This window comes from Virgibacillus dakarensis (genome assembly GCF_900155625.1).
In the GTDB taxonomy this organism is placed as follows: domain Bacteria; phylum Bacillota; class Bacilli; order Bacillales; family Amphibacillaceae; genus Lentibacillus_C; species Lentibacillus_C populi.
In genome coordinates, this window is the sequence record NZ_LT732550.1 from 1 (window position 1) to 1384 (window position 1384).

The 1384-nt window shown below is 38.7% G+C and carries 1 rRNA gene and 1 pseudogene; both read left to right on the plus strand.

From position 1 onward, the window contains the following. The first annotated feature begins 78 nt into the window (after nucleotides 1-78). Nucleotides 79-194 (plus strand): 5S ribosomal RNA (rrf, locus tag CZ382_RS00060). Nucleotides 195-495: 301 nt separating this feature from the next. After that, nucleotides 496-1158, plus strand: a pseudogene (locus tag CZ382_RS00065) (RNA-guided endonuclease TnpB family protein); the annotation flags it as partial. Between the last annotated feature and the right edge of the window lie 226 nt (nucleotides 1159-1384).

The following is a 1384-nucleotide window of genomic DNA, read 5'->3' on the forward strand; positions in this document are numbered from 1 at the left end:
TATAATATATCTTGTCCTTGATTTTAACCCATAAGGAAGTTCTGTTAAGCATATTGTGATCACGGAACACCCTATATGTCTGGTAGCAATAGCGGAGAGGTCACACCTGTTCCCATGCCGAACACAGCAGTTAAGCTCTCCAGCGCCGATGGTAGTTGGGGCTTTGCCCCTGCAAGAGTAGGACGCCGCCAGGCAATAAGAAACTGACTCAAACATTGTGTTGTTTGAGTCAGTTTTTTTATGGTTTGGGAAGTTTTATTATCATGCCAGGCGAGAAGACTCCATCCTCAGTGAAGCAGGGTAGAGATGAAGCACCTTCGGACGAGGGTTGGCTTCAGCCATCTTAATTGTCCGTTCAAGCGCCACTTAAAATAGATGGAAAATAATTTCTGCTAAACGTTTCAATTTTTTCAGGCACTTCAAATTAATTTTCTCCCAAACATGGATTTTTTGATATAATAGGAACAAATATTCCTTCTAAGGGAGGTGAAATGGATACCAGTAAATAAAGCCTATAAGTTTCGTATCTATCCAAACAAAGTACAAGAAATACTAATTGCCAAAACAATCGGATGCAGCCGTTTTGTATTCAACCATTTCCTGAATCAGTGGAATACTGCATACAATGAGTATGGAAAAGGCCTGACATACAATATTTGCTCTAAACAATTGACACAGCTAAAAAAGTAATAGCTCTGGTTGAAAGAAGTGGACAGTGTTGCCCTGCAATCTTCTCTCTAGAACCTTGCTGATTCCTTTTCCAGGTTTTACAAAAAACAAAATGAAGCACCACGCTTCAAATCCAAAAATAATAAGGTTCAGTCCTATACGACCAAATACACGAACAATAATATTGCGGTCAGTGGAAACAAAATCAAGCTGCCCAAACTTGGTTTCGTTAAGTTTGCTAAAAGTCGCGAAGTGGAAGGTCGTATCACGCGTGTCACTGTCAGACGCAATCCAAGTGGCGGCTATTATATATCCATTCTGGTTGAGACAGATGTAAAAGAATTGCCCAAAACTAAAGTCTGTATCGGTATTGACTTGGGGCTAAAAGACTTTGCTATCTTGTCTAATAAAAAAGTGCACAGCAATCCCAAATACCTTCGTAAATTGGAGAAAAAATTGGCTAAAGCACAACGGATCATGTCCAGAAGAAACAGCCAGATTAGTGTTTGAACATCAAAGTATTGCTCCATTCTCTCTTTTCCCTTCATTGAACCTATATAATCTTTTCTACTATACGGTGATTACTTTATAACTCAACTTTCGCAGAGTAAAAATGTAGTTTAACTTAGGTACAATACTAGTCAATAGCTAATGTGTTATGTTGCTTGACACTCAATCATCATAAAAGAAAAACACCTCCAGTTTTGGTATAGTT